The organism is Microbacterium salitolerans (assembly GCF_019720895.1).
In the GTDB taxonomy this organism is placed as follows: Bacteria; Actinomycetota; Actinomycetes; order Actinomycetales; family Microbacteriaceae; genus Microbacterium.
Window position 1 is genome coordinate 190,971 of the sequence record NZ_JAHKSH010000005.1, and the last position, 21,834, is coordinate 212,804.

Genomic DNA, 21,834 nt, shown 5'->3' on the forward strand with positions numbered 1-21,834 from the left:
CGTCAGTCGCGGGCCGCGAGCGAGCCGCGGTGCACGAGATGCTGGGCGGCCTGCGCGACGGGACGGACCGTCACGAGATCCAGATTGACATGTCCCGGTGCGTTCACGCTGTACGCGATCACGTCGGCGATGTCGCCCGCCGTGAGCGGGTGGTCGACCCCCTCGTAGACGGCGTCGGCCGCAGCCCTGTCGCCGAGGCGGGTGAGGGAGAATTCCTCGGTCCGCACCATGCCGGGTGCGATCTCGATCACGCGGATCGGCTCGCCGACGAGCTCCTGTCGCAGCGCGTGCACGAGCATCGCCTCGCCCGCCTTGGCGGCGTTGTAGCCGGCGCCGCCCGGGTAGGCGACCTGCGCCGCCGTCGACGTGACGAAGAGCGTGTCGGCGTGCGTCTTCTCTCGCGCCGACGTCGCCCGCAGCTGCGGAAGGAGCGCCCGCACGAGCCGCTGTGCGGAGACCGTGTTCATCTCGTACATGCGCAGCCAGCCGTCGGGGTCGCCGTCCTCGACGCGATCGGATCCGAGCGCGCCGCCCGCGACGTGCACGAGCGCGTGCAGCGGCGCCTCCGACGTGTACGCGGCGAGCGCGGCGACGTCCTCCTGTCGGGTGAGGTCGGCCGCGAACGCGTCGGCCCCCGTCTCCTGTGCGAGCTCCTCGAGCCGGTCGGCGCGGCGTGCGACGCCGATGACCTCCCACCCCGTCTCCCGCAGCGCGTGCACCGTGGCCCGCCCGATCCCGGAACTCGCTCCTGTCACCACTGCGCGCCTCGTCATGCACCCCAGAGTAGTGCGGGCGTGTGACGTCAGGTTTCCCGCCCCTTGGATCGCTCCCCTCCCCGGCATACCGTCGAGGCGTACCCAGCCGACCGACGCCAGCGAGCCACCCAGGGGGACCCCATGACCGATGCGAACCAGTGGCGCTTCGAGACCCGTCAGATCCACTCCGGAGCGCAGCCGGATCCGACGACGGGGGCCCGCGCGACGCCGCTCTATCAGACGACGGCGTACGTGTTCCGCGACTCGGACCACGCGGCGAACCTCTTCGCGCTCGCCGAGCCCGGCAACATCTATACGCGCATCATGAACCCGACGCAGGACGTCGCCGAGCAGCGCATCGCCGCGCTCGAGGGGGGCACGGGCGCACTTCTCGTGGCGAGCGGCCAGGCGGCCGAGACGTTCGCGGTGCTCAACATCGCCGAGTCAGGCGACCACATCGTGTCGTCGAGCTCGATCTACGGCGGCACGTACAACCTCTTCAAATACACGCTCGCGAAGCTCGGCATCGAGGTCACGTTCGTCGAGAACCAGGACGACCCCGACGAGTGGCGGCGTGCGGTGCGCGAGAACACGAAGCTGTTCTTCGCGGAGACGATCGGCAACCCGCAGGTCAACGTGCTCGACATCCGCCAGGTGGCCGACATCGCGCATGAGAACGGCCTCCCGCTCATCGTCGACAACACGATCGCGACGCCCTACCTGATCCGTCCGTTCGAGCACGGAGCCGACATCGTCGTCCACTCGGCGACGAAGTTCCTCGCGGGACACGGCACGATCGTCGCGGGTGTCATCGTCGATGGCGGCGCCTTCCCATGGTCCGAGCACGCGGAGCGATTCCCCGGTCTCTCGGAGCCCGACCCGTCGTACCACGGTGTCAGCTACTCCGGAGCGCTCGGCAACGAGGTCGCGTACATCACAAAGGCCCGCGTGCAGCTGCTGCGCGACCTCGGATCCGCGATCGCGCCGAACAACGCCTGGCAGCTGATCCAGGGCATCGAGACGCTGTCGCTGCGCATCGAGCGCCACGTCGAGAATGCGCAGCGCATCGCGGAATGGCTCGAGCAGCACCCCGATGTCGCGACGGTGAACTACTCCGGCCTCCCCTCGTCGCCGTGGAACGCGGCCGCGACGGCGTACGCCCCGAAGGGCGTCGGAGCCGTTCTGTCGTTCGAGCTCAAGGGCGGCGTCGACGCGGGCCGCACATTCGTCAACTCGCTCGATCTGTTCAGCCACCTCGCGAACATCGGCGACGTGCGGTCGCTCGTCATCCACCCCGCCTCGACGACGCACTCGCAGCTCACCCCCGAGCAGCAGCTGACGGCGGGCGTGACCCCGGGCCTCGTCCGCCTCTCGATCGGCATCGAGAACGTCGACGACCTCATCGCCGACCTCGACCAGGGCCTGACCGCAGCCCTCGGCTGAGCCCCGCGCGAACGTCCCCGCGTCTCCCGCGAGACACGGGGACGTTCGCGTCTCCCCGTCGCAGCGGCTGGAGACGCGCGAAGCGACGCGCGAACTCCGCCCCTGTTCTGGCCGCCGCCGGGAGCGAAGCGATCCGTCACCGCTCGGACGCTGGCTCGGGTCTGGCGGTCGCGCGAGGGACGAGTGCGCGGGATCGCGTCCGAGCGGTGACGGATCGCGCAGCGGAGCCCCGCGACGCCACGTCCGTCACACTGTCCAGAACGCACCCCGCCGCACGGCAGAATAGGGACCCATGGACTGGCAGATCTCCGAGGACACGGTGCCGTCGGCTCCCGTCACGGAGGCCGACACCCGCTCGATGGCGGGGCGACCTCCCGCGTCCGGCGCATGGCAGGACGGCGATCCCACTGGCGACCGCCGATTCGCGTGGCTCGGGTCGTTCACGACGGAGCGCGGTGACACGCTCCCGCACCTGCGTGTCGCGTACGAGACCTGGGGCGAGCTGAACGGCGACCGTTCGAACGCCATCCTGATCCTCCACGCGTTCACGGGCGACAGCCACGTCCGCGGCGCCGCAGGTCCCGGGCACGCGACGGCGGGCTGGTGGGAGGACATCGTCGGCCCCGGCCGCCCGATCGATACGGACACACACTTCGTCATCGCGCCGAACATGCTGGGCGGATGTCAGGGATCCACGGGTCCGGCGAGCTTCCATCCGGACGGCGACCACTGGGCGTCGCGGTTCCCCTACATCACGGTGCGCGACCAGGTCGCCGCACAGAGGGCCCTCGCGGATCATCTCGGCATCGACCGCTGGGCGGCGGTCGTGGGCGGATCCATGGGCGGCATGCACGCGATCGAGTGGGGCGCGACGCACCCCGAGCGCGTCGAGCGGCTGGCGGTCATCGCGGCGCCCCCAGCTAACACAGCCGACCAGATCGCGCTGAACTCGACGCAGCTCGAGGCGATCTCGATCGACACGGGGTTCCAGGGCGGCGAGTACTACGAGTCGGCGGCCGGGGAGGGCCCGCATCGCGGTCTCGCGCTGGCGCGCCGCATGGCGATGCTCAACTACCGCGGCATCGTCGAGCTCAACAAGCGCTTCCAGCGCTCATGGCAGTCGGATGTCAGCCCGCTCGGTCACGGCGGCCGCTTCGCCGTCGAGTCCTACCTCGACTTCCACGGCAACAAGTTCACGCGCCGCTTCGATGCGAATACGTACATCCGGCTCGTCGAGGCGATGGATTCGCACGACGTCGGGCGCGACCGGGGCGGCATCGAGGACGCGCTGACGCGCGTCACCGCGCGCACCCTCGTCGTGGGCATCGACACCGACCGGCTGTTCCCGATCGAGGGCCAGCACCGGCTCGCGAAGGGGATCCCGACGACGATCCACGGCGACGACGCCGTCGTCATCACGAGCGACTTCGGCCACGACGGGTTCCTCATCGAGACCGACGTCCTCGGCCACCACCTACGCGCGCTGCTGGCGGAGTAGGTCAGGCGACCGCGACGGCCTGTCGCCGCTTCTCGACCGAGAAGGCGGCCGCCGCGATGACGAGGCCCGCGCTCGCGAGCGCGGCGCCGAGCCACGCGGGGGCGACGTAGCCGAGGCCCGCGGCGATGACGGTGCCGCCGAGCGCGGCGCCGATGCTGTTGCCGATGTTGAGTGCCGAGTGGTTGAGCGCCGCGCCGATGGCCTGGTGCTCCGCGGCGACGTCGAGCAAGCGCAGCTGGATCGCGGGTGTCACAACCTGCCCCGCGATGCCGAAGACGAACAGGGCGGGGACGACCGCGACGGCCCACGTGGACAGCACCGCGACGACGACGGAGCACGCGGCGAGTGCTCCGAGGCTCGCGAGCAGCGTGCGCTTCACGCTGATGTCCGCGAGCTTCCCGCCGAGGACGTTGCCGACGACCATTCCGCCGCCGAGCGCCATGAGCGCGACGGGAACCGCCCACGCCGGGGCGCCCGCGGCCTCGGTCATGAGCGTCGCAACGTAGCTGTACACGGCGAAGAACGCGCCGAACCCGATGGCGCCGATGGCGATCGTCAGCCACACCTGGCGGATCCGGAACACGCCGAGCTCCTGGCGGAACGTCCGTCCGGGATCGCCCGGGGTCGCCGGGATGAAGCGCCAGCACATGACGAGCGCGACGGCGAAGACGACGACCACCACAAGGTAGGCCGCGCGCCAGCCGAGGACCTGGCCGAGGAAGGTGCCGCCGGGGACGCCGACGAGGTTCGCGATCGTGAGGCCGGTCATCACCATCGCGACGCCCCACCCGCGACGTCCCGGCCCCAGCAGCTCGCTCGCGACGACCGCAGCCATACCGAAGAACGCGCCGTGCGGGAGCCCGGCGAGGAACCGGCTGACGGCGACGAGCTCGAACGTCGGCGCGATGACCGTGAGCACGTTGCCGATCAGGAGCGCCCCGGCGAGCGCGATCATCACACGGTGGCGCGGGAATCGCGAGACGACCGCCGCGATGGTCGGCGCTCCGACGACGACGCCGAGCGCGTACAGGCTGATGAGGATCCCCGCCTGCGCGACGGCCTCCTCCGGGCTCGCCTCGTAGAGGGCGGGCCGCAGATCACCCGCGATGCCGGGCAGAAGCCCCATCGAGGTGAACTCGGTCATGCCGATGCCGAATGCGCCGATGGCCATGGAGAGGAGCGCCATCTTCGCCGCACCCCTCGACTCAGGAGTCGAGGATGTCACCCCGAAAGTCTACGGGCGCCTCGCGGCAGGAGCGCGCAGGTCACGCAGGTCGGCGCGGGCATCAGCCGCGCGCTCCGGGATTGGTCGCGCGCCCCGGGATTAGTCGCGCGCGTCGATCGCCTGCTCGAGGCGTTCGATCTTGCCGTCGAGCTCGCCCTCGTAGCCGGGTCGGATGTCGGCCTTGAGCACGAGCGAGACGCGGGAGCCGTAGGGCAGGACCGCCTCGGTCGCACGCTTGACGACGTCCATGACCGTGTCCCAGTCCGGGCCCTCGATCTCGGTGTTCATCGACGTCGTGCGGTGCGGCAGCCCCGAGTCGCGCACGACCTGGACGGCGGCGGCGACGGCATCGTGGACGGATCCGTCGGCGCGGCCGGTTCCGGAGGGGGCGACGGAGAAGGCGACGAGCATGGGTCACTCCTGGTGTGCGATGGGTGAGAGGCGGCGGGGGGAGCTCGTGGGGCGTGCGAGGCGCACGACGGCCCAGATCCCGAGGACGACGACGAGCGCGTTGCGCGCAGCGAGCACGCCGAGGCCCACCGTATCGCCGACGAGCACGAGATGATAGGCCAGCGGATACACGATGTGGGTGAGGCCAGCCGTGACGAGCCCGAGCGCCGCGAGGGGCCAGGCGCGGGCGCGATCCCAGACGACCCAGGCGACGAGCGGCGCGATGAGCCAGGTCTGGAACTGCGGGGATCCGACCTTGTTGGTGACGATGAGGCAGACGACGAGAGCGAGGGCGAGGGGCGGCAGGACGGCGAGGAACGGGGATCCTCTCCGCACGCGCCAGACGCCCAGTGCGCAGATCGCGGCGACGGCGAGTGCCATCACGGGCGTGAGCACGGATGCGACGGCGTCGACGCCCGCGCCCTGCACCTGATACGTCAGGATCTCGGTGTCGTAGTAGATCGCGCCCCCGCCCGCCCCGAACAGGAACGGCGTCGCAGCGACCGCCTCGATCTGCAAGCCGCGCTCGCCCTGCGTCGTCACGAACCCGAGCAGGTGCTCCGATCCGCCGGCGAGCACGACGCCCGTGACGACCAGGATCGAGACCGCGACGCCGCCGCGCACGACGCGCCAGCGCTGACGCGAGGCGATGACGACCGACACGGCGAGCGCGGCCGGCCAGACCTTGATCCAGGTCGCACACGCGATCAGCGCCCCCGCCGTGCGCGGGTGCGCACCGATCAGGAGCAGCGCGAGGATCGCCAACGGCACCGTCACGGCGTCGAGCCGGAACAGCGCGACGGGACCGAGCACGAGCACGAACCCCGCCCACAGCCAGCCGCCCGCGAGGCGCCCGCGCGAGGAGCCGCGGCCCACGAGGATCCCGAACGCGACGATGTCGACCAGGCCGACGAGAACCGCCCAGCTCAGCGAGTAGGACGAGAACCAGACCAGGGCCTGCGCGACGACCATCGGCACGAGCGCGAGCGGCGGATACACCCACGACTCCGAGATGCCGACGATCCCCTGCCCGTCGATCGCCCGGTCGCTCCACGGCTCGTAGACGAGATATGTGTCGCCCATCGGCCCGTTCGGCCAGACCCACCCGAGCCAGGTGGAGATCGCGTGTGCGGCGAGGAAGCCGATCCAGACGGCGACGAGGGGGGCCTGTCTCACGCGACGGCCTCGGCGAAGGCGTCGGGGAGGCGCTCCGCGACATCGAGGGCGGTGATGGGGCGACCGGGACCGACCGCGAGGCGCGCAGCCGCGCCGTGCAGCCAGGCGGCGGTCGCGGCGATGGGACCGAGCTCTTCGACATCGATCTCGTACGTGGGCCTCCCCGCGACAGTCGATGCGAGGATCGCGCCCATCGCGCCCGCGAGCACATCGCCCGTGCCGGCCGTCGCGAGCCACGGCGTGCCCTCCCGGACGACGGTCCACCATCCGCCCGGCGTCGCGACGATCGTGTCGGCGCCCTTCAGCAGCACCACGCCGCCGACCGCGACCGCCGTCTCTCGCACGACGAGCACGCGCTCCCGGAACCCGCTGTCGAGGCGCGTCTGCAGCGGATCCACGTCGATGTCGTCGACGCCGAGGCCCAGCGGGATCCGCACCTCGCGCAGCTCGCGGTCGTGCGGCGTGACGATGAACGGCCCCTGGGCGCGGGCGGCGAGGTCGAGGGCACCGGCGTCGATGACGATCGGCGCGGGCGACGCGAACATCGAGGTGATCATGCGCGTCGTCTCGTCGGTGCGCGTGCGCCCGTCGATGCCGCTGCCGACGACGGCCGCGTCGAGGCGGCCGCCCCCGCGCACCGTTTCGGGGCGACGCTGCATCACGAGAGGCGCGACCTCGTCGTCGCCGATCCAGCGCACCATGCCGATTCCCGCACGCCACGCGCCCTCGACCGACAGCACGGCCGCGCCGGGGTAGGCGGGACTGCCCGTGAGCAGGACGACGGATCCCCGGGAATACTTGTGATCATCACGCGTTGGCACACGGAGCACGGATGCCGCATCCTCGGCCATCCACTGGTCGTCGTGCCATCCGCTTCCCCCGGGCATGCGGTCAGACTATCGTCGCCGCACGCCCTCTGCTGACACGACGAAAGGCCACCATGAGCCAGCTGTTCACATCGCTCTCCGTCCGCGACATCACGTTCCGGAATCGCCTGTGGGTCGCCCCCATGTGCATGTACAGCGCGGAGAACGGCATCGTGAACGACTGGCATCACGTGCACCTGGCCCAGTTCGCATCGGGCGGCGCCGGACTCGTCGTCGCCGAGGCGACCGCGGTCGTCCCCGAGGGCCGCATCTCGCCGCAGGACGCCGGTATCTGGAACGACGAGCAGGTCGCCGCGTGGAAGCCGGTCGTGCAGTCGATCCGCGACCGCGGATCCGTCGCGGGCGTGCAGCTCGCCCACGCGGGCCGCAAGGCGTCGACGCACGCGCCGCAGGCCGAGAGCAGCGGAACCGTGCCGGCGAGCGAGGGCGGCTGGACGGCCGAGGCGCCCTCTGCGATCGCGTACGAGGGCTTCGCCGCGCCCGCCGCGATGACGCGCGAGCGCATCGCCGAGATCGTGGAGGCGTTCCGCGTCGCCGCCCGCCGGGCGCTCGAGGCCGGATTCCAGGTGCTCGAGGTGCATGCCGCGCACGGCTACCTGCTGCACGAGTTCCTCTCGCCGCTCTCGAACGAGCGCACCGACGAGTACGGCGGATCCCTCGAGAACCGCGCGCGGCTGACGCTCGACGTCGTGCGCGCCGTCCGCGACGAGGTCGGCACCGGCGTCCCCGTCTTCGTGCGGTTCTCCGCGACCGACTCGGCACCCGGCGGTCTCGAGGTCGACGACGTCGCCCAGGCGGCGGCCTGGGCCGCCGGCGCCGGCGCCGACCTCTTCGACATCTCGTCGAGCGGTCTCGTCGCCCACCAGCAGATCGACGTGCACCCCGGCTACCAGGTGCCGTTCGCCGCCCGCGTCCGCGAGGTCACGGGATCCCTGACGGCCGCCGTCGGCATCATCACGACGGGCCGTCAGGCAGAGGACATCCTCGAGGACGGATCCGCCGATGTCATCTTCGCGGCCCGCGAGTGGCTGCGGGACCCGCACTTCGGCCTCCGCGCCGCCGCCGAGCTCGGCGAGGACCCGCACACCACCTGGCCGAGCCAGTATGTGCGGGCCCACCGCGCGCCCGCGCTCGCCCGCGTCTGACGCCGCACACAGGACAGGGCGGCCGGATCCCCGAGGGGTTCCGGCCGCCCTGTCCTGTACGACGCGTCAGCGGCGCAGCGCGCGCTTCATGAGATCGGCGTGCTCGACGGCATGGACCTTCGAGGAGCCCGTCGACGGCGCGGCCGCGGCCGGGCGCGACACGACCGACATCTCGCGCCCCACGCTGCTCGTCACCCACTGCTGGATGAACGGCCACGCGCCCTGGTTCTCGGGCTCGTCCTGCACCCAGACGACCTCGGCGTTCGGGTACTGGTCGAGAATCGCGGTGAGCGCCTCGTCGGGCGCCGGGTAGAACTGCTCGAGGCGCACGAGGGCGATCGTGTCGTCCGGGTGCTTCTGCAGCTCGCCTGCAAGATCCCAGTGGATCTTGCCCGCCTGCACGAGCACGCGGGTGACCGTGCTCTTGTCGAGTCCGCGGTCGTCGTCGAGCACCGGCTCGAAGCCGCCCTCGACGAAGTCGGCCACCTCGCTCGTGGCGCCGCGCAGGCGCAGCATCGCCTTCGGCGTGAAGACCACGAGCGGACGACGCGGGCGCGAGTACGCGTGGCGACGCAGCAGGTGAAAGTACGACGCGGGCGTCGACGGGCGCGCGACCGTCATGTTGTCCTGCGCGCACAGCTGGAGGAAGCGCTCGATGCGCGCCGACGAGTGGTCGGGGCCCTGACCCTCGTAGCCGTGCGGCAGGAGGAGGACGACGGCCGACTCCTGGCCCCACTTCTGATCGGCCGCGGAGATGAACTCGTCGATGATCGACTGCGCGCCGTTGACGAAGTCGCCGAACTGCGCCTCCCACAGCACGAGCGCGTCGGCCATCTCGACCGAGTAGCCGTACTCGAAGCCGAGGGCCGCGTACTCGCTCAGCAGCGAGTCGAACACCTGGAAGCGCGCCTGCGTCTCGGAGAGGTTCGCGAGCGGCAGCCACTCCTGGCCGTTGACCCGGTCGTGGAAGACGGCGTGACGCTGCACGAACGTGCCGCGTCGCGAGTCCTGTCCGACGAGGCGCACGCGCGTGCCCTCGATCACCAGGGATCCGAAGGCGAGCAGCTCGCCGAAGGCCCAGTCGATCTTGCCCTCGCGGCTCATCTGCACGCGCTTGTCGAGCAGCTGCTGGAGCTTGGCGTGCACGGTGAAGCCCTCGGGCTTATTGTCGTGCGCGTCGCCGATCTGGTGGACCATCTCGGCGCCGATGCCCGTCGCGTCGGGCTCGCCCTCGACCTCGGGGCGGAGCTGCTCGGGCGTGAGCACCGGGATCGAGCCGGTCTCGGCCGCGTGCGTCTCGGCGAACGCGACCTCGAGGCGATTCTGGAAGTCGGCCTTCGCCGCTTCGTACTCCTCTTCCGTGATGTCGCCGCGGCCGACGAGCGACTCGGTGTAGAGACGTCGCACGGAGCGCTTCGCTTCGATCAGGCCGTACATCAGCGGCTGCGTCATCGCCGGGTCGTCGCCCTCGTTGTGGCCGCGTCGGCGGTAGCACACGAGGTCGATGACGATGTCGCGGTGGAATTTCTGGCGGTACTCGAACGCGAGCTCCGCCGCACGGACGACGGCCTCGGGGTCGTCTCCGTTGACGTGCAGGATCGGCGAGCCGATCGTCTTCGCGACGTCGGTCGCGTAGGTGGACGAGCGAGCGTCCTGCGGGAGCGTGGTGAAGCCCACCTGGTTGTTCACGACGACGTGCACCGTGCCGCCCGTGCGGTAGGCACGGAGCTGCGACATCTGCAGCGTCTCGACGACGACGCCCTGGCCGGCGAAGGCCGCGTCGCCGTGGACGAGGATCGGCAGCCAGGAGAAGGAGCCCTTCTCGAAGCGATCCTGCTTCGCGCGCACGATGCCCTCGAGCACGCTGTCGACCGTCTCGAGGTGCGACGGGTTCGCCGCGAGGTAGACGTCGATGTCGCCGTCGCGACCCGTGAAGGTGCCCTCGGTGCCGATGTGGTACTTCACGTCGCCCGAGCCGCGCTTGTTCCCCGGCATGGCGCCCTCGAACTCGCTGAACACCTCGCCGTAGGTCTTGCCGGCGATGTTCGTCAGCGCGTTGAGGCGACCGCGGTGCGCCATCGCGATGGCCGCGCCCTTCAGGCCGGCGGATGCCGCCTCGTCGACGACGCGGTCGAGCAGCGGGATGAGCGACTCCCCGCCCTCGAGCGAGAAGCGCTTCTGGCCGACGTACTTCGTCTGCAGGAACGTCTCGAACGCCTCGGCCTGGTTGAGCTTGCCGAGGATCCGCAGCTGCTCGTCGTGGTCGGGCTTCTCGTAGGGGCGCTCGAGCTTCTGCTGGAACCACTCGCGCTGCTCGTGGTCGGCGATGTGCATGTACTCGATGCCGGTCGTGCGGCAGTAGGTGTCGCGCAGGACGCCGAGGATGTCGCGCAGCTTGGCCTGGCGCTTGCCGCCGAAGCCGCCCGTGACGAACTCGCGCTCGAGGTCCCAGAAGGTGAGGCCGTGCGACTCGATCTCGAGGTCGTGGTGCTCGCGCTGCTCGTAGGCGAGCGGATCGATGTCCGCCATGAGGTGGCCGCGCACGCGGTAGACGTTGATGAGCTCCTGCACGCGCGCCGTCTTGTCGACGCGCTCGGCCACGTCGACAGAGACGTCGGCGTTCCAGCGGATCGGCGCGTACGGGATGCGGAGGGCCGCGAAGATGTCCTCGTAGAAGCGCTCGCCGCCGATCAGGAGCTGGTGCACGACCTTGAGGAACTCACCGGATCCGGCGCCCTGGATGACGCGGTGGTCGTACGTGCTCGTGAGGGTGATCGTCTTGCCGATCGCCAGCTCGTTGAGCGTCTTCAGGCTCGCGCCGGAGAACTCGGCCGGGTAGTCGAGGGCGCCGGCGCCGATGATGCAGCCCTGGCCCTTCATGAGGCGCGGAACCGAGTGGACGGTGCCGATGCCGCCGGGGTTCGTGAGCGAGACCGTGGTGTTCGCGAAGTCGGTCGCCGTGAGCTTGTTCGCGCGAGCGCGGCCCACGAGGTCCTCGTATGCCGCGAGGTACTCGCGGAACGACAGCTGCTCGGCGTTCTTGATGCTCGGCACCATGAGCGCACGCGTGCCGTCGGGCTTCGGCAGGTCGATCGCGATGCCGAGGTTGATGTGCGCGGGGGCGACGACGCTCGGCTTCCCGTCGATCTCGGCGTAGTAGACGTTCTGGCTCGGGAACGCCTTGAGCGCCTGGATGAGCGCCCAGCCGATGATGTGCGTGAACGAGACCTTGCCGCCGCGCGTGCGGGACATGTGGTTGTTGATGACGATGCGGTTGTCGATCATCAGCTTCGCCGGGATCGTGCGCACGCTCGTCGCGGTCGGGACCGTGATCGACTGGTCCATGTTCTTGGCCAGCGTCTTCGGCATCCCCTTGAGGACCGTGACCTTGTCCTCCGCCGGCTCGGACTCGGGCTTGTCCGCCTTCTTCGTCTCGGGCTCGGCGGGGATCGGTGCGGCCGAGGCCGGCTTCGCCGTCGTCTTGGCGACGGGAGGCGTGCTGGAGGACGGCGCCGGCGCGGCCTGCTTCGCCGCCGGCTCCTGCTTCGCCGCCGGCTCCTGCTTCGACGCGGACTCCTGCTTCGGCGCGGATTCCTGCGTCTGCGCAGAATCCTGCTTCTGGGCGTACTGCTCCATCACCGGCCACCATTCTTTGTCGACCGCGTTCCTGTCGACCTTGTACTGCTGGTAGAGCTCGTCGACGAGCCACTGATTGGCTCCGAACTCCCCCTCGTTCGACGTACCGACACCCGTCACCTGACTCGACACGGTCAGATCGCCCACTTTCATCGAAGAATGATGTTCGTCGCGCACGGCGAAGCGCACGCGCATACCGTCCCCAGCGTATCCCAGTTCGAGGGTTCTGACGCCGTGCGCGGCGCCGCGATCCATCCGGTATCCACTCGTCCCCGCGGCGGTCTCCACGGGTCCTCGCGGCCTGTTCCCCACCGGATTCCCCTAGGATGACGTCATCATGGACGACCCTCCCAGTAGCCTTCCCACGCCCTCGATCCCGCATCCGCTCGTCTGCCCCTGCCGAAAGGCCGGTGGAGAGCGGAAGTGATGGACTGGATCATGTTGGGCGTGGGGCTCGCGCTCATCCTCGGAACCGGCGTCTTCGTCGCGAGCGAGTTCTCGCTCGTCAACCTCGATCGCGCCGATCTCGAAGCTCGACAGGCCCGCGGGGAGACCCGCCTGGCACTCACCATCTCGGCTCTGCGCCACACATCGACGCATCTGTCGTCGGCGCAGCTCGGCATCACCCTCACGACACTGCTCACGGGCTACACGATGGAGCCCGCGATGTCCCGGCTCCTCGACCCCGTCCTCACGGCCTGGGGCGTCCCCGACGCGGCTGCGGCGGCGGTCTCGACCGTCCTCGGCATGACGATCGCGACGATCCTGTCGATGATCCTCGGCGAGCTCATCCCGAAGAACTTCGCGCTCGCGCTCCCACTGGCGACGGCCAAACTCGTGGCGCCGCTCCAGATCGCGTTCACGACCGTCTTCCGCCCCGCGATCTCGGGCCTCAACGGCAGCGCGAACGCGATCCTGCGCGCCATGGGCGTGGAGCCGAAGGAGGAGCTGTCCGGTGCGCGCACCGCAGAAGAGCTCTCGAGCCTCGTGCGCCGCTCGGCCATGGCCGGCGTGCTCGAGGCCGACACGGCGACGCTCCTCGACCGCTCTCTTCGCTTCGCGCGCCTCACAGCGGGCGACGTCATGACGCCTCGTCCGCGCATGCACGCGATCGCGATCGGCGAATCGGCCGACGAGGTCATGCGGCTCGCGCGCGAGACCGGCCACAGCCGATTCCCGGTCTACGACGACGACCTCGACGACATCGTCGGCGTCGTGCATCTCAAGGCCGCCGTCAGCGTGCCGCGAGACAAACGGCGGGAGGTCCCGGTCGGCGCTCTGCGCACCGAGCCGCTGCGCGTGCCCGAGACCGTGCACCTCGACCAGATGCTGTCCGAGCTGCGCAGCCGGGGCTATCAGATGGCGGTCGTCGTCGACGAATACGGCGGAACCGCGGGCGTCGTGACGCTCGAGGACCTCGTCGAGGAGATCGTCGGCGAGGTGGCGGACGAGCACGATCGCCGCCGCGTCGACGTCGTGCGCCACCTCGACTCGGTCACCTTCCCCGGCCAGCTGCGCCCCGACGAGCTGCGCGAGCGCGCCGCCGTCGAGGTTCCCGAGTCGGACGACTACGACACGGTCGGCGGATACATCATGTCCACGCTCGAGCGGATCCCCGTCGCGGGAGACACCGTGCGCCTCGACGACGGATCGCTGTTCGTCGTGCGCATGGACGGACGCCGCGTCGACCGCGTGCGGTTCGTGCCGGATCCGCTGCCGGAGGCGTCTGAGACGACCTCCGCCGACTCGAACGGAAGTGCGCGATGAGCGACTGGGCTGGACTCGCATGGCTGGTCGTGCTCCTCGTGGCCAACGCCTTCTTCGTCGGCGCGGAGTTCGCCGTCATCTCCGCACGCCGATCGCAGATCGAGCCGCGCGCTGAGAAGGGCTCCCGGGCCGCGAAGACGGCGCTCTACGCGATGGAGCACGCGACGGCGATGCTGGCGACGAGCCAGCTCGGCATCACGATCTGCTCGCTGCTGATCCTGAACGTGTCCGAGCCCGCGCTGCACCACCTGCTGGTCGCGCCGCTCGGGCTCACGGGGCTCACGGAGGGCGCGATCGACACGATCGCGTTCGTCATCGCCCTCATCTTCGTGTCCTACCTGCACGTGGTGTTCGGCGAGATGGTCGCGAAGAACCTCGCGTTCAGCATCCCCGACCGGGCCGTGCTGCTGCTCGCTCCGCCGCTCGTGTGGGTCTCGCGCGTCTTCTCCCCCGTGATCTGGGTGCTCAACGGCATCGCCAACGCGGCGCTGCGGCTGTTCGGCGTCGAACCGAAGAACGAGGCCGCCTCGACCTTCACACTCGACGAGGTCGCGACCATCGTCAGCCAGTCGCGCCGCGAGGGCGTGCTCGACGACGCCGCGGGAACGATCGCCGCGGCCGTCGAGTTCACCGACAAGGACGCCGGCCACGTCGCCGTGCCGCTCGAGAAGATCGTCACGCTGCCGGAGAACGCCACGCCGACTGAGATCGAGCGCGCAGTCGCGACCCACGGCTACTCGCGCTACATCATCGTCGACGAGGCGGGCGATCCCCTCGGCTACGTGCACCTCAAGGACGTGCTGCGCGCGTCCAGCGGCACGTCCGAGGACCGGATGGCCGAGCCGATCCCGGCGAAGCGGATCCACCACATGGTTCCCGTTCACGAGACGACCGACCTCGAGGACGCCCTCGCGCTCATGCGCGAGCAAGGGCGCCACCTCGCCCGCGTCCGCGACGACGAGGGGCGCACCGTGTCGGTGCTGTTCCTCGAGGACATCATCGAGGAGCTCATCGGCGAAGTCCACGACGCGACCGAGCGCTCACGCCGACGCTGACGCGCGGGGGCGCTGACCTCGCGCACGCAGAGGGCCCGGATCCGCGAAGGGTCCGGGCCCTCTGCGTCAGGCGAAGAGGAGCGAGCGGGTCGTGGGGGCGTCGTCCGGCACGTGCACGACGTCGATCTCGTCGCCGGCCTGGAGGCGCCCCGTCTCGAGCACGCGGAAGTACGTGCCGAGGCGCCCCTCATCGGCGAAGCGCTTGACCCACCCGTCCTTCTCGAGCCCCACGCGGCGCGCGAAGGTCGCGCAGGGATTGCGGGGCGCGGTCGCCTCAAGGAGCACGCCGCCGATGCGCCAGCGCTCCCCCACCCGCGCGTTCGACACGTCGATCCCCGACGTGCGCAGGTTCTCGCCGAACAGCGTGCCGGACGGGATGTCCCGGCCGAGCTGTTCGGCCCACCATTCGGCGTCCTCCTGCGCGTAGGCGTAGACGGCCTGCACATCGCCGCCGTGATGCGCGCGGTCGGCCTGCACATCGCCGTAGACGCCGAGCCGGCCGATCTTCACGGCCCCTTCGAGGGGGCGCTTGTCGATCGCGGTCGTGCCGACCGATCCTGGGTCGGGGGTCAGCTGGTGAACGGCGCACACGGCGAGAAGGCGGGGCACGCTCTGGTCCTCGTCCACGGTGACGCTCAGTACCAGAGGGACAGCTGGGGCGGCCGGTGCGCGCGGAGCGCCCCGGAGAGCGCGGCGATCTTCTCCGCGTCGCCCGTCACACGGCCGGCGGCGGCGAGTGTCTCGAGCGAGACGCCGCCGAGGAACGCCGCGGACAGTGCGCCGACGTCGAGCGTGACCTCGACGCGTTCCGAGTCCTCGAGCGGAGCGATCTGCACGCCCTGTCCGCCGATCTGCATGACCGACCAGGATCCGTCCGCCAGCCCGAGCGGATCCGTCACCCGGAGCCGGACGCCGAACGCGCCCGTGAGCGATCGCGCCGCGAGCGCGGCGGGGACGTCGAGGATGCGCAGCCAGCCGTGGTCATGGGGACGCAGCGCGACGCCGCGGCGATCGGCGACGAGCCACGGCAGGGCGTCGTCGGTCGGCTGCAGATCGGCGCGCACCGTGGCCACGAGGTCGTAGGTGATGGCGAAGCGCCACAGCGCCGCGTGCGCGTCGGGCGTGGCCGCGATGAGGTGGCCGATCTCGAGGAGATGGGAGTCGTACGTCTTGCCCTCTTTGAGGCGGAACACCATGGCGCCGACGAGCGCGCCCTCCTCGTCCACGGCGCGCACGCCGCGGATCTCCCGCGGCTTCTCGGTGCCCTCCGTGAGCCCCGCCTTCTGGCGCCAGCGCCGCTCCCAGCCCGCGACATCGCCAGGACGCGACAGGCGCGTGCGCTCGTGCAGGTCATGCAGATCGGCGGCCAGCTGCTCGCGCTCGACGAACAGCACCCGCGCGCGCGGATCGGCGGCGCCCCACCCGGCACGGCGCGCGTCGACGGAGACCTCGGCGGCGGGCGCCGCAGGCGCGAACCCATAGCGGCCGTAGATCGTCGCCTCGGTGGCCGTCAGGCCCGCCACGGCGAGGCCCGCATCGGCGGCCGCACGCAGCTCGCCCTCCAGCATCGCGCGCGCGATGCCGCGACGGCGATGGGTCGCGGCGACGGTCACGTCGCTGATCGCCCACATGGGCATCTCACCGCCGGGGACCGTGAGGGACGACACCCATGATGCCTCCGTCGCGACAGGCAACGGCTGCAGCGCGGTGTCGTCGAAGACGGCGATGGCACGTCGCTGCGCGTCGAAGAGAGCGCGCTCCTCGGCGATCTCGGCGTCTGTCGGCTCTCCGTCGAGAAAGCCGCGCCACGAGGCGCGCAGGAACTCGTCGATCTCCTCGCCCGCGATGACGCGGTAGTCGAGCCCGCCGTCCGCGAGGCGGAGGCGGGAGGTCTCGTCGGCGGGCACGTCACGGGCGTCGATATGGCTCACGCGCCCCAGCCTACGGAATCGGGGTCAGTGCGGCTCGGCCTGCACGTCCCGGAGCTTTGCGATCACCTGCGCACGCAGGTCCACCGGCGCCGACTCGTCGCTGCACGCGCGCTGCACCGCCACCGTCAGCGTGCGCGCCACCGTCGCCTCGTCCTGACAGCCAGGACAGCTCTCGATGTGCTCGCGGATCTCGCCGTGCGCCGTCTGGCAGCACGCGATCTCGCCGCGCACGAACTCCTCGAGGTCGGCGCGCGCCTTCTCACACCCGCAGTCGCTCACTTGTCCACTCCCGTCTTCGCGGCGGCGATCCCTCGCTCGGCCGCATATCCCCTCAGCTTGTCGCGCAGCAGTCGCCGGCCACGGTGCAGGCGGCTCATCACGGTGCCGATCGGGGTCTTCATGATGTCGGCGATCTCCTGGTAGGCGAAGCCCTCGACGTCGGCGAGGTACACCGCCATCCGGAAGTCGTCCGGGATCTCCTGCAGCGCGTCCTTCACGGCCGAGGCCGGCATGTGATCGATCGCCTCCGCCTCGGCCGACCGGCGCGTCATCGCCGTCGTCGACTCGGCGCCGCCGAGCTGCCAGTCCTCCAGGTCGTCGATGGCACCCTGGTAGGGCTCGCGCTGTCGCTTGCGATACCCATTGATGTAGGTGTTGGTGAGGATCCGGTACAGCCACGCCTTGAGGTTCGTCCCCTGTGTGAACGAGCTCCACGACGCGTAGGCCTTCACGAACGTGTCCTGCACGAGATCCGCCGCGTCCGGAGGGTTGCGCGTCATGCGCATCGCCGCCCCGTACAGCTGATCCATGAAGGGCAGCGCCTGCTCTTCGAACTGGGCGCGCGCGTCAGCGGGCCCCGCGGTCTCGTCGGCGTGTTCGTCCATCACGAGCCAGCCTACGTGCGCAGCAGGCTCGATCACCTGCGGATCCGCCGTCATACACGCCGTCTGTGTCATCCGTCACCTCGTGTCGTCGATTCACTAGGGTGGAACGCGATGACAACGCGAGGGTATTCCCCCACGTCCACCGTCCCGGCCGACGCGCCCCGGGGATCGTATGACGCGCCCGCGGCGACTGCGCCGCTCAGCGCGACGGTCACCGTGCCCGGTTCGAAGTCCCTCACCAATCGCGAGCTGATCCTCGCGGCTCTGGCCGATGGGCCGAGCCGCATACAGGCGCCGCTCCATTCGGCCGACTCGCATCGCATGGGCGATGCCCTGCGCGCGCTCGGCGTGACGGTCGCGCGGGTGCCGGGCGACAGCCCCTTCGGCGACGATGTCGAGATCACACCGCCCAAGCACCTGACGGGCGGATGCGAGATCGACAGCGGCCAGGCCGGCACGGTGATGCGATTCGTCGCTCCGCTGCTGGGCCTCGCCGACGGCGACGTCCATATGACGGCCGACGAGAACGCGCTGCACCGTCCGATGGGCGCGATGATCAAGGCGATGCGCGATCTGGGCGTCGACATCGACGACGGCGGGCACTGGAGCCTGCCGTTCACGGTGCACGGCCGCGGCCACATCCGGGGCGGCGAGCTCGAGATCGACGCGTCCGAGTCGAGCCAGTTCGTCTCGGGGCTGCTGCTCGCGGCGCCGCGCTTCGACGTCGGGCTGCACCTCAAGCACACGGGGAAGACGCTCCCGAGCATTCCCCACATCGAGATGACCGTCGAATCCCTCGCGCACCGGGGCGTGCACGTCGAGCGGCCGTCGGCGCATGAGTGGGTCGTCCCGGCCACGACGCCGCGCGCGAAGACGATCGCGATCGAACCCGACCTGTCGAACGCCGCACCGTTCCTCGCCGCGGCGATGGTGGCGGGCGGATCCGTCACGATACCCGGCTGGCCCGCGCACTCGACGCAGCCCGGCGGGCACCTGACCGACATCCTGTCGCTCGTCGGCGGCCGCGTCACGCGTCGCGGCGGCGCCGTCACCGTCACGGCGGGCAAGCGGATCCACGGCGTCGACCTCGATCTGGCGGCCGTCAGCGAGCTCACCCCGACGCTCGTCGGGCTCGCGGCCTTCGCCGATTCGCCCTCGTCGTTCACGGGGATCGGCCACATCCGCCGCCACGAGACCGACCGCATCGCGGCGCTCGTGAGCAACCTGCGCGCGCTCGGCTGCGGGGCAGAGGAGCTTCCCGACGGGATCCGCGTCATCCCCGCCCCGCTGCACGGCGGAGAGTGGAAGGCGCATCACGACCACCGCATCGCGACCACGGGCGCCCTCATGGGACTCGCCGTCGACGGCGTCGTGATCGACGACATCGGCACGACGGCGAAGACCATGCCGCAGTTCGCCGCGCTCTGGCAGCGCATGCTCGCCGCCGAATGACGAGGATGCGGTCGTGAGCTGGTGGAACGACGACGATGACGACGACGACGTCTTCGACGAGGCCGACGTCCGCGTGCGCCCGAATCCCAAGGCGAATCGTCCGCGCACCAAGCGCCGCCCCGCCCACGACGACGCCGTCATCGGCCGCGTGCTCGGCACCTCCCGCGGCCGCTACCGCGTGCTGATCGACGAGGGCGGATCCGACGAGCACGAGATCACGGCGACGCGGGCACGGGAGCTGCGTCGCATGCCGATCGTGACGGGCGACCGCGCGCGGGTCGTCGGAGACACGTCGGGAGACGAAGGCACGCTCGGCCGCATGGTCGGCATCGAGGATCGCACGAGCCTGCTGCGCCGCTCAGCCGACGACACCGACCAGGTCGAGCGCGTCATCGTCGCGAACGCCGACCAGATGCTCGTCGTCGTCGCGGCCGCCGACCCTCCGCCCCGCCCGCGCCTGGTCGACCGCTACCTCGTGGCCGCGATCGATTCGGGGATCCGCCCGCTGCTCGTCGTCACGAAGACCGACCTCGCGGATCCGTCCGAGTTCCTCTCGCACTTCGAAGAGCTCGACAACCTGCGCGTGTTCCTGTCAGCGCGCGACGATCCGCCGCTCGATGAGATCGGCGCCGCGCTCGTCGGGCACTCGACCGTCTTCGTCGGCCACTCCGGCGTCGGGAAGTCCACGCTGGTCAACGCGCTCGTGCCGGACGCGGACCGCGCGACCGGCCACGTCAACGAGGTCACGGGCCGCGGGCGGCACACCTCGTCGTCGACGATCTCGCTGCGCTATCGCGGCCAGGACGGCGACGGCTGGGTGATCGACACCCCGGGCGTGCGATCGTTCGGCCTCGGGCATATCGACCACGACAGCATCCTGCGCGCCTACCCCGATCTCGACGAGGTCGCAGCCGACTGCCCGCGCGGATGCACCCATCTTCCCGGCGCCCCCGACTGCGCACTCAACGACGCCCGCGACGCGGGGCGGGTGGCCCCCGCGCGCGTGGCGTCGTTGCAGGGCCTGCTCGAGACGTTCTCCCACCGCGACGAGTACTGAGCCGCGGCGAGCGCTACTCGGCCGCGAGGAAGGCCGTGCCCGCGCTCCGGAAGTCGCGAGATCCCGGTGCGTTGAAGTGGTGGCGGCCGGGGATCTCGACGAATTCTCCGTGCGGCACCGCCTCGGAGAGACGGCGGGACTCCTCGATGATGGCGTCCTCCGTGCCCGTCGCGAACAGGACGGGCTGCTGCGGCGGATCCCCGAGGTCGGGTTCCGCGTCGCCGAACCGCATGCCCGCGGCGAGCGCCACGACGGCGCGCAGGTCGTTGCCCTCCACGCGCTCGGCGAGCGTCACGTAGTTGCGCGTCACCGGATCCGTCACCTCCGCGCCGGTCTCGACGAAGGCGCGCGCCTGCGCGAGGTCGAGCCGTCCGAGCGGCCGCCCGTCGGGGATCCCGCCCAGGACGACGCGGGTGACGCGGTGCGGCAGGTCGACGGCGGTGTGCCAGCCGACCCGGGCGCCGAGCGAGTAGCCGAGGTAGCGCACCTCGTCGATCGTGTATGTGTCGAGGACGCTCTCGATGTCGGACACGAAGTGTTCCATCGCGTAGGCCGTGTCCTCGTAGGGCTTCTCGCTCTCGCCGTGGCCGCGCTGGTCGATCCCCAGCACGCGGAAGCCGGCGCGCAGCAGCTCGCGCACCCACCCGGTCTGCACCCAGTTGTCGCGACAGCTCGACGCGAAGCCGTGCACGCAGAGGACGACGGGCGCGCTCTCGTCGCCCCACGTGTAGGTGGCGATGCGGAAGCCGTCCTGGGACATCACGTATTTCGGATCGGGCATCTCAGTCAGCAGCGGGATAGCCATGAGGCCATCATGGTGCCTCCCGGCGGCGCGTGGGCGGTGGCCGCGCGGATACCCTGGAGAGATGACCGACACTCGTCTCGAAGCGGGCGCCGAGGCCCCCGATCTCACCCTTCTCGACCAGGACGGAAAGCGCGTCTCCCTCGCGGACTTCCGCGGGAGGAAGGTCGTCCTCTACTTCTATCCGGCCGCCATGACGCCGGGCTGCACGACCCAGGCGTGCGACTTCCGCGACTCACTCGCCTCGCTCCAGGGCGCCGGCTACGAGGTCATCGGCGTCTCGCGTGACGAGCCCGAGAAGCTGAAGCGATTCGCCGAGCGCGACGGCCTGACGTTCCCGCTGCTCAGCGACCCCGACGCCGCCGTGCATCGTGCCTACGCCGCATGGGGCGAGAAGATGAACTACGGCAAGGTCATCGAGGGCGTCATCCGCTCGACGTTCGTCATCGACGAGCAGGGCCGCGTCGTCCTCGCCAAGTACAACGTGAAGGCCACCGGCCACGTCGCCCGCATCCGCAAGGAACTCGGCATCGACTGAGGCCGCCCGGCTGCCGATGCGCCCCGCTCGCTGAGTCGAGCGGGGCGCATCGTTCTTGCGCGGCACCGGTCGCCGTAGTGTGAGTGCCATCACACGATGACGAGAGGCTGCCGGATGACCGAGACCGATACGA

19 protein-coding genes are annotated in these 21,834 nt (G+C 70.6%); 8 read left to right on the plus strand and 11 right to left on the minus strand.

The annotated features are described in order from the left end of the window. Nucleotides 1-2: 2 nt before the first annotated feature. Entirely contained in the window at nucleotides 3-773 is a 771-nt protein-coding gene (locus KOL93_RS12880; RefSeq protein WP_221585797.1) for an SDR family oxidoreductase, read from the minus strand. Between the two features lie 123 nt (nucleotides 774-896). Here KOL93_RS12880 and KOL93_RS12885 point away from each other — a divergent pair, with 123 nt between their 5' ends. Beyond that, a complete protein-coding gene (locus tag KOL93_RS12885) occupies nucleotides 897-2,198 on the plus strand; it encodes a bifunctional o-acetylhomoserine/o-acetylserine sulfhydrylase (protein WP_221585798.1) in 1,302 nt (433 codons plus the stop codon). A gap of 292 nt (nucleotides 2,199-2,490) precedes the next feature. Then, nucleotides 2,491-3,696 (plus strand): homoserine O-acetyltransferase MetX, encoded by a 1,206-nt coding sequence (gene metX, locus KOL93_RS12890; protein ID WP_221585799.1) that lies wholly within the window; start codon nucleotides 2,491-2,493, stop codon nucleotides 3,694-3,696. Between the two features lies 1 nt (nucleotide 3,697). Here metX and KOL93_RS12895 read toward each other — a convergent pair whose 3' ends face one another. The 4 genes from KOL93_RS12895 to KOL93_RS12910 all read right to left on the minus strand — a co-directional run bounded on the left by KOL93_RS12895 (nucleotide 3,698) and on the right by KOL93_RS12910 (nucleotide 7,434). After that, nucleotides 3,698-4,921, minus strand: coding sequence for an MFS transporter (locus tag KOL93_RS12895; protein ID WP_308291634.1), 1,224 nt, complete (start codon nucleotides 4,919-4,921; stop codon nucleotides 3,698-3,700). 99 nt (nucleotides 4,922-5,020) lie between these two features. After that, nucleotides 5,021-5,332 (minus strand): thiamine-binding protein, encoded by a 312-nt coding sequence (locus KOL93_RS12900; protein ID WP_221585800.1) that lies wholly within the window; start codon nucleotides 5,330-5,332, stop codon nucleotides 5,021-5,023. A gap of 3 nt (nucleotides 5,333-5,335) precedes the next feature. Beyond that, nucleotides 5,336-6,547, minus strand: a complete 1,212-nt coding sequence (locus tag KOL93_RS12905; RefSeq protein ID WP_308291635.1) for a glycosyltransferase 87 family protein — start codon at nucleotides 6,545-6,547, stop codon at nucleotides 5,336-5,338. Continuing rightward, the gene (locus KOL93_RS12910; protein ID WP_221585801.1) at nucleotides 6,544-7,434 is read right to left on the minus strand and encodes an ADP-dependent NAD(P)H-hydrate dehydratase; all 891 of its coding nucleotides are present in this window, start codon (nucleotides 7,432-7,434) and stop codon (nucleotides 6,544-6,546) included. Before KOL93_RS12910 ends, KOL93_RS12905 begins: the two co-directional genes overlap by 4 nt. Before the next feature lie 53 nt (nucleotides 7,435-7,487). Here KOL93_RS12910 and KOL93_RS12915 point away from each other — a divergent pair, with 53 nt between their 5' ends. Beyond that, nucleotides 7,488-8,579 (plus strand): NADH:flavin oxidoreductase/NADH oxidase, encoded by a 1,092-nt coding sequence (locus KOL93_RS12915; protein ID WP_221585802.1) that lies wholly within the window; start codon nucleotides 7,488-7,490, stop codon nucleotides 8,577-8,579. Nucleotides 8,580-8,645: 66 nt separating this feature from the next. Here KOL93_RS12915 and KOL93_RS12920 read toward each other — a convergent pair whose 3' ends face one another. Next, nucleotides 8,646-12,347: a multifunctional oxoglutarate decarboxylase/oxoglutarate dehydrogenase thiamine pyrophosphate-binding subunit/dihydrolipoyllysine-residue succinyltransferase subunit gene (locus KOL93_RS12920; protein ID WP_221585999.1), complete on the minus strand. Its 3,702-nt coding sequence runs from the start codon at nucleotides 12,345-12,347 to the stop codon at nucleotides 8,646-8,648. 294 nt (nucleotides 12,348-12,641) lie between these two features. Here KOL93_RS12920 and KOL93_RS12925 point away from each other — a divergent pair, with 294 nt between their 5' ends. Then, nucleotides 12,642-13,982, plus strand: coding sequence for a hemolysin family protein (locus KOL93_RS12925; protein ID WP_221585803.1), 1,341 nt, complete (start codon nucleotides 12,642-12,644; stop codon nucleotides 13,980-13,982). Next, nucleotides 13,979-15,037: a hemolysin family protein gene (locus KOL93_RS12930; protein ID WP_221585804.1), complete on the plus strand. Its 1,059-nt coding sequence runs from the start codon at nucleotides 13,979-13,981 to the stop codon at nucleotides 15,035-15,037. Before KOL93_RS12925 ends, KOL93_RS12930 begins: the two co-directional genes overlap by 4 nt. Before the next feature lie 66 nt (nucleotides 15,038-15,103). On the opposite strand, the gene KOL93_RS12935 is transcribed toward KOL93_RS12930, so the two are convergent. From KOL93_RS12935 to KOL93_RS12950, 4 genes are read right to left on the minus strand one after another with little or no spacing between them, the layout of a single operon-like run. Next, a complete protein-coding gene (locus KOL93_RS12935; RefSeq protein ID WP_221585805.1) occupies nucleotides 15,104-15,646 on the minus strand; it encodes an MOSC domain-containing protein in 543 nt (180 codons plus the stop codon). Nucleotides 15,647-15,672: 26 nt separating this feature from the next. Next, the gene (locus KOL93_RS12940; RefSeq protein WP_221585806.1) at nucleotides 15,673-16,968 is read right to left on the minus strand and encodes a GNAT family N-acetyltransferase; all 1,296 of its coding nucleotides are present in this window, start codon (nucleotides 16,966-16,968) and stop codon (nucleotides 15,673-15,675) included. A 24-nt stretch (nucleotides 16,969-16,992) separates the two neighbouring features. After that, nucleotides 16,993-17,247 (minus strand): alpha-ketoglutarate decarboxylase, encoded by a 255-nt coding sequence (locus KOL93_RS12945; RefSeq protein WP_221585807.1) that lies wholly within the window; start codon nucleotides 17,245-17,247, stop codon nucleotides 16,993-16,995. Beyond that, nucleotides 17,244-17,852 carry a sigma-70 family RNA polymerase sigma factor gene (locus KOL93_RS12950; protein ID WP_260406563.1) on the minus strand — a complete coding sequence of 203 codons (609 nt, stop codon included), beginning with the start codon at nucleotides 17,850-17,852 and terminating at the stop codon, nucleotides 17,244-17,246. Before KOL93_RS12950 ends, KOL93_RS12945 begins: the two co-directional genes overlap by 4 nt. A gap of 111 nt (nucleotides 17,853-17,963) precedes the next feature. Here KOL93_RS12950 and aroA point away from each other — a divergent pair, with 111 nt between their 5' ends. Continuing rightward, complete coding sequence (aroA, locus tag KOL93_RS12955; RefSeq protein ID WP_221585808.1) at nucleotides 17,964-19,304, plus strand: 3-phosphoshikimate 1-carboxyvinyltransferase; 1,341 nt, start codon at nucleotides 17,964-17,966, stop codon at nucleotides 19,302-19,304. 13 nt (nucleotides 19,305-19,317) lie between these two features. Further along, nucleotides 19,318-20,361 (plus strand): ribosome small subunit-dependent GTPase A, encoded by a 1,044-nt coding sequence (rsgA, locus tag KOL93_RS12960; RefSeq protein ID WP_221585809.1) that lies wholly within the window; start codon nucleotides 19,318-19,320, stop codon nucleotides 20,359-20,361. 13 nt (nucleotides 20,362-20,374) lie between these two features. Here rsgA and KOL93_RS12965 read toward each other — a convergent pair whose 3' ends face one another. Then, the gene (locus tag KOL93_RS12965; protein WP_221585810.1) at nucleotides 20,375-21,166 is read right to left on the minus strand and encodes an alpha/beta fold hydrolase; all 792 of its coding nucleotides are present in this window, start codon (nucleotides 21,164-21,166) and stop codon (nucleotides 20,375-20,377) included. A 61-nt stretch (nucleotides 21,167-21,227) separates the two neighbouring features. On the opposite strand from KOL93_RS12965, the gene bcp reads away from it, so the two are divergent. Next, complete coding sequence (gene bcp, locus KOL93_RS12970) at nucleotides 21,228-21,701, plus strand: thioredoxin-dependent thiol peroxidase (protein WP_221585811.1); 474 nt, start codon at nucleotides 21,228-21,230, stop codon at nucleotides 21,699-21,701. The last annotated feature ends 133 nt before the right edge of the window (nucleotides 21,702-21,834 follow it).

Coding starts and splice junctions, on each gene's coding strand:
- KOL93_RS12880 (WP_221585797.1), bottom strand. CDS start 773: ATGACGAGGCGCGCAGTGGTGACAGGAGCGAGTTCCGGGATCGGGCGG.
- KOL93_RS12885 (WP_221585798.1), top strand. CDS start 897: ATGACCGATGCGAACCAGTGGCGCTTCGAGACCCGTCAGATCCACTCC.
- metX (WP_221585799.1), top strand. CDS start 2,491: ATGGACTGGCAGATCTCCGAGGACACGGTGCCGTCGGCTCCCGTCACG.
- KOL93_RS12900 (WP_221585800.1), bottom strand. CDS start 5,332: ATGCTCGTCGCCTTCTCCGTCGCCCCCTCCGGAACCGGCCGCGCCGAC.
- KOL93_RS12910 (WP_221585801.1), bottom strand. CDS start 7,434: ATGCCCGGGGGAAGCGGATGGCACGACGACCAGTGGATGGCCGAGGAT.
- KOL93_RS12915 (WP_221585802.1), top strand. CDS start 7,488: ATGAGCCAGCTGTTCACATCGCTCTCCGTCCGCGACATCACGTTCCGG.
- KOL93_RS12925 (WP_221585803.1), top strand. CDS start 12,642: ATGGACTGGATCATGTTGGGCGTGGGGCTCGCGCTCATCCTCGGAACC.
- KOL93_RS12930 (WP_221585804.1), top strand. CDS start 13,979: ATGAGCGACTGGGCTGGACTCGCATGGCTGGTCGTGCTCCTCGTGGCC.
- KOL93_RS12950 (WP_260406563.1), bottom strand. CDS start 17,852: ATGGACGAACACGCCGACGAGACCGCGGGGCCCGCTGACGCGCGCGCC.
- aroA (WP_221585808.1), top strand. CDS start 17,964: ATGACAACGCGAGGGTATTCCCCCACGTCCACCGTCCCGGCCGACGCG.
- KOL93_RS12965 (WP_221585810.1), bottom strand. CDS start 21,166: ATGGCTATCCCGCTGCTGACTGAGATGCCCGATCCGAAATACGTGATG.
- bcp (WP_221585811.1), top strand. CDS start 21,228: ATGACCGACACTCGTCTCGAAGCGGGCGCCGAGGCCCCCGATCTCACC.